This is a genomic window from Streptosporangiales bacterium, from assembly GCA_009379825.1.
Lineage (GTDB): Bacteria > Actinomycetota > Actinomycetes > Streptosporangiales > WHST01 > WHST01.
Genome location: WHTA01000135.1, coordinates 1 through 8112 on the forward strand (window position 1 = coordinate 1; position 8112 = coordinate 8112).

6 protein-coding genes are annotated in these 8112 nt (G+C 70.2%); 4 read left to right on the plus strand and 2 right to left on the minus strand.

The genetic code is table 11. The annotated features are described in order from the left end of the window. Nucleotides 1-171: 171 nt before the first annotated feature. The 4 genes from GEV07_30060 to GEV07_30075 all read left to right on the plus strand — a co-directional run bounded on the left by GEV07_30060 (nucleotide 172) and on the right by GEV07_30075 (nucleotide 5822). Entirely contained in the window at nucleotides 172-900 is a 729-nt protein-coding gene (locus GEV07_30060; protein ID MQA06761.1) for a hypothetical protein, read from the plus strand. A gap of 49 nt (nucleotides 901-949) precedes the next feature. Continuing rightward, nucleotides 950-1483 (plus strand): adenine phosphoribosyltransferase, encoded by a 534-nt coding sequence (locus GEV07_30065; GenBank protein ID MQA06762.1) that lies wholly within the window; start codon nucleotides 950-952, stop codon nucleotides 1481-1483. Between the two features lie 56 nt (nucleotides 1484-1539). Then, nucleotides 1540-4023, plus strand: a complete 2484-nt coding sequence (locus GEV07_30070; protein ID MQA06763.1) for a RelA/SpoT family protein — start codon at nucleotides 1540-1542, stop codon at nucleotides 4021-4023. Between the two features lie 164 nt (nucleotides 4024-4187). Beyond that, nucleotides 4188-5822, plus strand: a complete 1635-nt coding sequence (locus tag GEV07_30075; protein MQA06764.1) for an alpha/beta fold hydrolase — start codon at nucleotides 4188-4190, stop codon at nucleotides 5820-5822. Nucleotides 5823-6193: 371 nt separating this feature from the next. Here the strand turns inward: GEV07_30075 and GEV07_30080 are convergent, their stop codons facing one another. Continuing rightward, the gene (locus GEV07_30080) at nucleotides 6194-6796 is read right to left on the minus strand and encodes a helix-turn-helix domain-containing protein (GenBank protein ID MQA06765.1); all 603 of its coding nucleotides are present in this window, start codon (nucleotides 6794-6796) and stop codon (nucleotides 6194-6196) included. Further along, nucleotides 6721-7545, minus strand: coding sequence for an alpha/beta fold hydrolase (locus GEV07_30085; GenBank protein ID MQA06766.1), 825 nt, complete (start codon nucleotides 7543-7545; stop codon nucleotides 6721-6723). The genes GEV07_30080 and GEV07_30085 overlap by 76 nt, the downstream gene beginning before the upstream one ends. Nucleotides 7546-8112 lie beyond the last annotated feature (567 nt).

The window sequence follows — 8112 nt, forward strand, 5'->3', positions numbered from 1 at the left end:
CCTCCTGAACAGGACAAACACCGCCACAACCAGCGAACGAGGGCGTAGGCACACGCACCCTCGCCAGCCCTACCCGCGTTCCCGCAGGTCAGCCGTCAGATTCGGCGAGGTCGTGTGCCTATCAACTGCGGAACCCCGGGTAAGCTCGGCCGGATCGCTCGGGGGACCGGCGTGGCGGGCACGCCGCTCGTAGTGCTCGCGACCATGCACGACCTCAGCCCGCAGCACTGGGCCGGCACGCTGGTGTTCGGCGCCGCGTGGGGCGGCGGCAGGCACATCCGCGGCCGGTTCGCCGAGACGCAGGCACTGCGGGCCGCGGACCGACAGGAGTTCCCCGTCGTCGCCCGGCAGGTGCAGGCGATGTCCACGCCCGACCTGCGGACGCGGGTGCTCGCCGACGTGGCCGACGGTCGCGGGGTGGGACAGCTGCAGCAGGAACGGCAGGAGCAGGCCAGCAGGGAGCTGTTCGGGGGCGGCGCTGGCCGGCGCGACCGGGCCAGCTGGTCGATGACCCACCGGGTCACCGACCGGTTCACCAGGTCTGCGACGCCGTACGCGGTGGTGGCCACCGCCCTGCCGCCGGCGTACGCCCTGAGCATGTCCCCACTGGAGGCCGCCGGGCTGACAGCCGCCGGCCTCGCGGCCGGCGCGGTGGGGAAGGCCACCGGCAGACGGGCGGTGCAGAACGAGCGGCGGGAGGCCGACCCGCTGAGCGTGCCGGCCATGGGAGCCGAGCACCGGCAGCTGGCCCTGCTGCGGAGGCTGCCCAGACAGGGGCTCGAACGGGTAGCGCTCGACCTGGACGCTGCCAGCGTGCGGGCGCCGCGCACCGGCCGGCAGGCACGGGCCCGCGACGACCACCGACACGGACGAGACAATGACGGCGGCCGGCCGCGTTGACGCGGACCGCCGCCGCAGCCCCGAGAGTCGAACACGGTGAGGACGGTCGATGGACCCAGCGGACGTACGTGAGCTGATCGCGGCCCGGGTACGCGACATCCCCGACTACCCGAAGCCCGGCGTGATCTTCAAGGACATCACGCCGCTGCTGGCCGACCCGAAGGCGTTCACCGCGACGGTGGACACGCTCGCCGACGCCTACCCGGGCTCGGTGGTCGACAAGGTGGTGGGGGTGGAGGCCCGCGGCTTCATCCTCGGCGCCCCGGTCGCGTACCGGATCGGTGCCGGGTTCGTCCCGGTCCGCAAGGAGGGCAAGCTGCCAAGCGAGACGCTTGCGGAGTCGTACGCGCTGGAGTACGGCGAGGCCACGGTCGAGGTGCACACCGACGGCATCGGCCCAGGTGACCGGGTGTTGGTCGTGGACGACGTGCTCGCGACCGGTGGCACGGCGCGCGCCACCGTCGACCTGGTGCAGCGGGTCGGTGGGGTGCTCATCGGCGTGGCCTGCCTGCTCGAGCTGTCCTTCCTGGACGGCCGCGAGCGCCTCGGCGAGGCCCCGTTCCGTGCCCTGGTGACCGTCTGAGCGGCGCCGCCGAGCGTGGGGGACTCGCCAGCGAGTGACCGGCCAGTAGACTTGAGGTGAGCAGTTCGCCGACAGGAGGGGGTCGCGTGGCCGATGGTGGCGTACCCCGGGGCGCGCTAGGCGCGCCCGACGAGGCTGCCGCGGCGCCGGCGGCCGAACCGGCTGACGCCGCCGTCGAGGAGACCGCCGGCACCGCGAGCAACGGCACGGCGCCGGCGGAGAACGGCACCGCACCCCAGGTCACCGAGCCTGAGGCGCTGCACCCGGAGGCGCCGGTCCACCAGCGGTCCACGCTGCGTCGGCTGGCGCGGCTGGCGGTGCAGCGCGGCAGCGGCAGCGGCAGCAACCCGGTGCTCGAGCCGCTGATCAGGATCGTCCGCGCGAACCACAGGAACGCCGACACCCGCACCATCGAGAAGGCGTACGAGGTCGCCGCGTACTACCACCGCAAGCAGCGGAGGAAGAGCGGCGAGCCGTACATCACCCACCCGCTCGCCGTGACCACCATCCTCGCCGAGCTCGGCATGACCACACCCACCCTGGTGGCGTCGCTGCTGCACGACACGGTGGAAGACACCGAGTGCACGCTCGACCAGCTGAAGAAGGACTTCGGCGACGAGGTCGCGCTGCTCGTCGACGGCGTCACCAAGCTGGACAAGGTCAAGTACGGGCAGGCCGCCGCCGAGGCGGAAACGCTGCGGAAGATGATCATCGCGATGGCCCGCGACCCGCGGGTGCTGATCATCAAGCTGGCCGACCGGCTGCACAACATGCGCACGCTGGGCTCGCTGCCGCTGCACAAGCAGCACCGCAAGGCGAAGCAGACGCTGGAGATCTACGCGCCGCTGGCACACCGGCTGGGCATGAACACCATCAAGTGGGAGCTCGAGGACCTCTCCTTCGCCACCCTGTACCCGAAGCGGTACGACGAAATCGTGCGGCTGGTGGGGGAGCGAGCGCCCCGCCGCGACGAGTACCTGACGAAGGTCGTCGACCAGGTGCAGGACGACCTCCGGTCGGCGAAGATCAAGGCGACGGTCACCGGGCGGCCGAAGCACTACTACTCGATCTACCAGAAGATGATCGTCCGCGGCCGCGACTTCGCGGACATCTACGACCTGGTCGGCACCCGGGTGCTGGTCGAGACCGTCCGCGACTGCTACGCGGTGCTCGGCGCCGTACACGCGCGCTGGAACCCGGTGCCTGGCCGGTTCAAAGACTTCATCGCGATGCCGAAGTTCAACATGTACCAGTCACTGCACACCACGGTGATCGGTCCCGAGGGCAAGCCGGTCGAGCTGCAGATCCGCACCTGGGCGATGCACCGCCGTGCCGAGTACGGCATCGCCGCGCACTGGAAGTACAAGGAGGAGCCGGACAAGGCCGTCAACTCGAGCAACGGCAGGTCCGACGGCGACTTCGACTGGCTGCAGCAGCTCGTCGACTGGCAGAAGGAGACCAGCGACCCGGGCGAGTTCCTCGACAGCCTGCGGTTCGAGATCAACTCCGGCGAGGTGTACGTCTTCACACCGAAGGGCGACGTGCTGTCGTTCCCGCAGGGCGCCACGCCTGTCGATTTCGCGTTCGCCGTGCACACCGAGGTCGGGTACCGCTGTATCGGGGCCCGGGTGAACGGTCAGCTGGTGCCGCTCGACAGCACCCTGGACAACGGCGACGTGGTCGAGGTGTTCACGTCCAAGGCGCAGACCGCGGGACCGAGCCGCGACTGGCTGACGTTCGTGAAGAGCGCAAGGGCCAGGAACAAGATCAGGCAGTGGTTCTCCAAGGAGCGCCGCGAGGAGGCCGTCGACCGGGGCAAGGCCTCGCTGGCCCGCGCGATCAGGAAGCAGGGGCTGCCGCTGCAGCGGATCCTCTCCGGCGACCTGCTGCTCGGCATCGTCCAGGAGCTCCGCTACACGGACATCTCCGCGCTCTACGCGGCGATCGGCGAGGGGCACACGTCCGCGCAGTCGATCGTGCAGCGGCTGGTGCAGTCGGTCGGCGGTGTGGAGGGCGCAAGCGACGACGTCGTCGAGACCGCGGTGCCGACCAGGCCGGCAAGGAAGCTGCGCAGCGGCGACCCCGGCGTGGTTGTCAAGGGCGAGAGCGACATCTGGGCGAAGCTGGCGAAGTGCTGCACGCCGGTGCCTGGCGACGAGATCATCGGCTTCGTCACCCGCGGCAACGGCGTCTCCGTGCACCGCAAGGACTGCACGAACATCGAGAACCTGTCCAGCCAGACCGAGCGGCTGGTGGAGGTCGAGTGGGCGCCCGGCCAGCACTCCGTCTTCCTCGTCGCGATCCAGGTCGAGGCGCTCGACCGCACCCGGCTGCTGTCGGACATCACCAAGCTCCTCTCCGACCAGCACATAAACATCCTTTCCGCGTCGGTGTCGACCACGCGCGACCGGGTGGCGATCAGCAAGTTCACCTTCGAGATGGCCGACCCGAAGCACCTCGGCCACCTGCTCGCGGACGTCCGCCAGGTGCAGGGCGTCTACGACGCGTACCGCGTGACCAGCGGCCACTCCACGAACTGAACCCTCCCGCCGCGGTGACAGATGTCATCCGCGGGCGCCGCGGAACGCATCCCGCGGCGCTTATCGCTGGCACTACCCGGCTCGCTTCCGCTGCCCGAGGCTGAACCCAGTACTGTCGTCCGACCGACCGAGGGGCAGGTGTGGGTTTGCTTGGACGTGCCAGGGTGCTGCGTGGGGTGGTCGCGGTCGTGTCCGGGCTTGGCATGCTCGCGGCAACGGCCGGCCAGGCGGTGGCGGCGCCGGCCGATCAGCCGCGGCAGGTCGTGGCGCCGGTGCCAGAGCTGGACTGGCGGGGCTGCGGCGAGGGCCTGGCGGGCTTCCAGTGCGCCGTCGCGGAGGTGCCAACCGACTACGACCGGCCGCACGGCGCGACCACGTCGATCGCCCTCACCCGGCTGCCTGCGACCGACCGGGAGAACCGGATCGGCACGCTGTTCACCAACCCGGGCGGGCCAGGCGGCTCCGGCGTCGACTTCGTGCAGCAGAACGCGAAGCGGGCGTACTCGGCGAAGGCGCGGGAGCGGTTCGACATCCTCGGTTTCGACCCCCGCGCGGTCGGCGCGTCCGACCCGGCGACGTGCTTCGCCAGCCAGCAGGAGGAGAACGAGGCGCTGGCCGGGATGCCCGCGTTCCCTGTCGGCGCACGCGAGGAACGTGCGTACGTCGACGACAACAGGCGGTTGGCGACGAGCTGCGCCCGAACATCGGGAGAGCGGTTCGCGCACTCGTCGACGGCTAACGTCGCGCGCGACATGGACCTGCTGCGCCAGGCGGTGGGCGACGACGAGTTGAGCTACGTCGGCTACTCGTACGGCACCTATCTCGGCGCCACATACGCGCGGCTGTTCCCCGGCCGGGTGCGGGCGCTCGTGCTCGACGGGACGGTCGACCCGCGCGCGTACTCCGGCAGCGACGGCGATCCCAGGTCGGTGGGCGCCAGGCTTGGCCAGGGCGGCGGTGGCGCCGCTACCTACGGCGAGTTCCTGCGCCTCTGCCGGGCCGCCGGCCCGTCCGGCTGCGCGCTGGCGGGGCTCGGCGACCCACGGCAGGTGATGGAACGTACCTTCGCGCGGCTGCGGACCGACCCGGTCACCATCGAGGGCCCGGACGGCCCGCTGCGGGTGACGTACGCGACCGCGGTGCAGCTGGTGTTCTTCGGGATGTACGACCCGGCAGGGTGGCCGGAGCTGGCGGCGACGCTGGCGAACCTGGCCACCGGATCCGGCGACCAGGCAGCGACCCGGCAGACCGTCGAGCGCCTCACGGCTGCTGCGCCGCACCGGCGCGGCGCCGACTACCCGTCCGTAGGAGGCGCGCTCGCCAGCCTGTGCGTCGACACCGGGCACCCGATGCCGGCGCCGCTGTACCCGGCACTCGCCGACGTCGAGGACACCTCCGCGCCGCACTTCGGCCGGTTCCGTGCCTGGGTCGGTGTGCAGTGCGCAGGCCTCGGCATCGAGGACGAGGACGCGTACCACGGCCCGTGGCAGCAGCAGGTCGACGAGCCGGTGCTGGTGATCGGCACCAGGTTCGACCCCGCGACGCCGTACGCCGCGACGCGCCCGTACACCGACGCCTTCCCGAACGGCCGCATGCTGACCCTGGACGGCTGGGGCCACACCATCGTCGGCCAGAGCCGCTGCGCCGACCGCCGGGTCGCCACCTACCTGGTCGACGGCACCCCACTACGCGACGGTGCGGTCTGCCGGCCGGACCACCAACCGTTCCCCGGCCACACCCGCACCCGGCTGGCGCCCCGCCCGCCGAGGCCGCCGGCCCTACCGGGCCTGGACTCCTGAAGCCGTCCCGAGCCGCAGAGTATCGAGTGCTGTCGTCCGGCCCTGGATCAAGGTGATTCGTTGCAGGGCGCGGCGACGGCCAACCTTCGCGGGTGCGCATGCGCAGCAGGTCGACTTCGAATCCCGCGAAGGTGGCCAGGATGTTGAAGATCGGTTCCCACCTCTATCGGGTCGGTGTATGCCTGCCGCCCGCCGCTCAGCGGCGCAGCTGCGCGTTGAGCCGTGCGACCTGTCGCGTGAGGTGGTCGCGTTCGGGGAGGTTGGGGTGTTGGTAACGGTGCTGTCACCAGCCCCAACGCGGGGTGGAGGATCTGGTTGGCGCGGTAGGAGCGTCTTGGTCGTCGGCTCCGTAATCGAGTGCGGACCGCTGCTCACGCGGGGCCAGTTGGCGATGGCTTCGGCTGGCCGGCGCGCTGCACGGCGCGGTACACGGTGGAGCGTGCGACGGAGAACAGTTCGGCGAGCTCGGCGCTGGTGTGTTCTCCCGCTCGCCAGAGCTCGACGAGGTGAGCCTCCTGGGCGCGGTTGAGCTTGGGCTGCTTGCCACGCAGTCGGCCCTTGGCCTTGGCGACCTTCATGCCCTCCCTGGTCCGCATGCTGATCAGGTCCGACTCGAACTCAGCGATCATCCCGAGGACGTTGAACAGCAGCCTGCCGACCGGGTCGGTCGGGTCGTGGACCGAGCCGCCGATGTTGAGTTTCACGTCGGCCTCGGTCAGTTCCTCGACGATGTTGCGGGCGTCGGTCAGGGAGCGGGCGAGCCGGTCGAGTTTGGTGACCACGAGGGTGTCGCCTGATCGGCACGCCGCGAGTGCTTCCCGCAGGCCGGGCCGCGCTCGGTTGGTGCCGGTCAGGCCGTGGTCGACGTAGATCCGCTCCGGCTTCACACCGAGCGCGGTCAGCGCGTTGCGCTGGGCGGTGAGGTCCTGTGCGTCGGTCGAGCAGCGGGCGTACCCGACGAGCATTCCGGCCATCCGATGACTGTAGCGTTTAGGCTATCTACACCGGGCATTATTGCGGGCGGGTCTTCTGGGAATGGACCTGGGCCGCACGCGCCGAAAGCGAGTCGTCCGGGAACCTCTGGGCGGGTGTCCCGTAGGACGTACGGCTTGCGGGGAGAGCATTGACGGCGTGAGTCCTCGTCGTCACTCGGCCAAGAAGTCCACCACCAGCTGGTTGAAGTCGTCCGGGCGCTCCAGTGGTAGCACGTGTGATGAACCGTCGCCGGAGCGAACTCGAACCGGGCTCCGGGGATCCCGTCGGCCACCTCGCGCGCGACCCATGGCGGTGTCAGGAGATCCTGCTCGCCGACGATGACTAGGGTGGGAGCCTTGATGCGGCCGAGCCGATCGGAGGCGTCGAACTGCAGGTAGGCCCGAGCCTGGCGCTCGTAGGCCTCGGGGCCGATGGGGTTGGGGTTGCTCGCGAGCAGGGCGGCCGTCTCCTGCACCGCCTGCTGGTTGCGGAGGAACGTCGAGGAGAACAGCCAGGTGAACTGTTGCCCTCCGAACACCTCACCGCCCTGGTCGTTGGCCTTGACCCAGTTCCAGGTGGAGATTGGGTCGATTACGCTGCGAGCGGGTCCCGCCGCAGGACCGGCGAGTACCAGGCGGTCGAGGCGGTCGGGGTGCCGCAGGGCGAACTCCATCCCGATCATGCTGCCCATCGACAGGCCCAGCAAATGGGTGCGGCGCACATCGAGCGCGTCCAGTAGCCCGGCCACGTCGTCGGCCGAGCACCGCGGTCACATCGGCGTCCATCATCGCCTGCATCACCCGCAGACCGGTGCCGACGGCGAGCGCGAGCAGGCCCTCGCGCATGTCCTCGGCGACCTCGGTCATCACCACGCTCACCCGCTCCGGCACGGCGAGCGCACTCGTGTCGAGCTCGTTCATCTGGTAGGTCTTGGTCACAGCGGTCCCCTGTCTCCTTCGGGTCGTCTTGGCGGACGCCCAACACCTACCGCAAGGCAGGCATCAGGCGGGGGACCGCCACCTCAACTTCCACGAAGACCGGGACAACCTCCGACAAGCGCCCGGAGCGAGTCTGAGTAACAACGGACACCGCTTGCACCCCGGTCTCCATAGCCGCGTCGAGGTCACCGGAGATGGCGTGTGCTGTAGCTAGGCGGGAGAGACACAGTCCGCGGTCACGCTCTTGGCTGCCGGTCGGCCATTCACGTAGCCCCTGCTCGAAGATCAGAATGGCCTTCTCAGGGTGACGTAGTTGTACCCAGCAATTGGCGGCTTCCATCTCAACGTACGCGGGCGTGCAGTAGATCGGGTCACAG

Coding starts and splice junctions, on each gene's coding strand:
- GEV07_30065 (MQA06762.1), top strand. CDS start 950: ATGGACCCAGCGGACGTACGTGAGCTGATCGCGGCCCGGGTACGCGAC.
- GEV07_30080 (MQA06765.1), bottom strand. CDS start 6,796: ATGGCCGGAATGCTCGTCGGGTACGCCCGCTGCTCGACCGACGCACAG.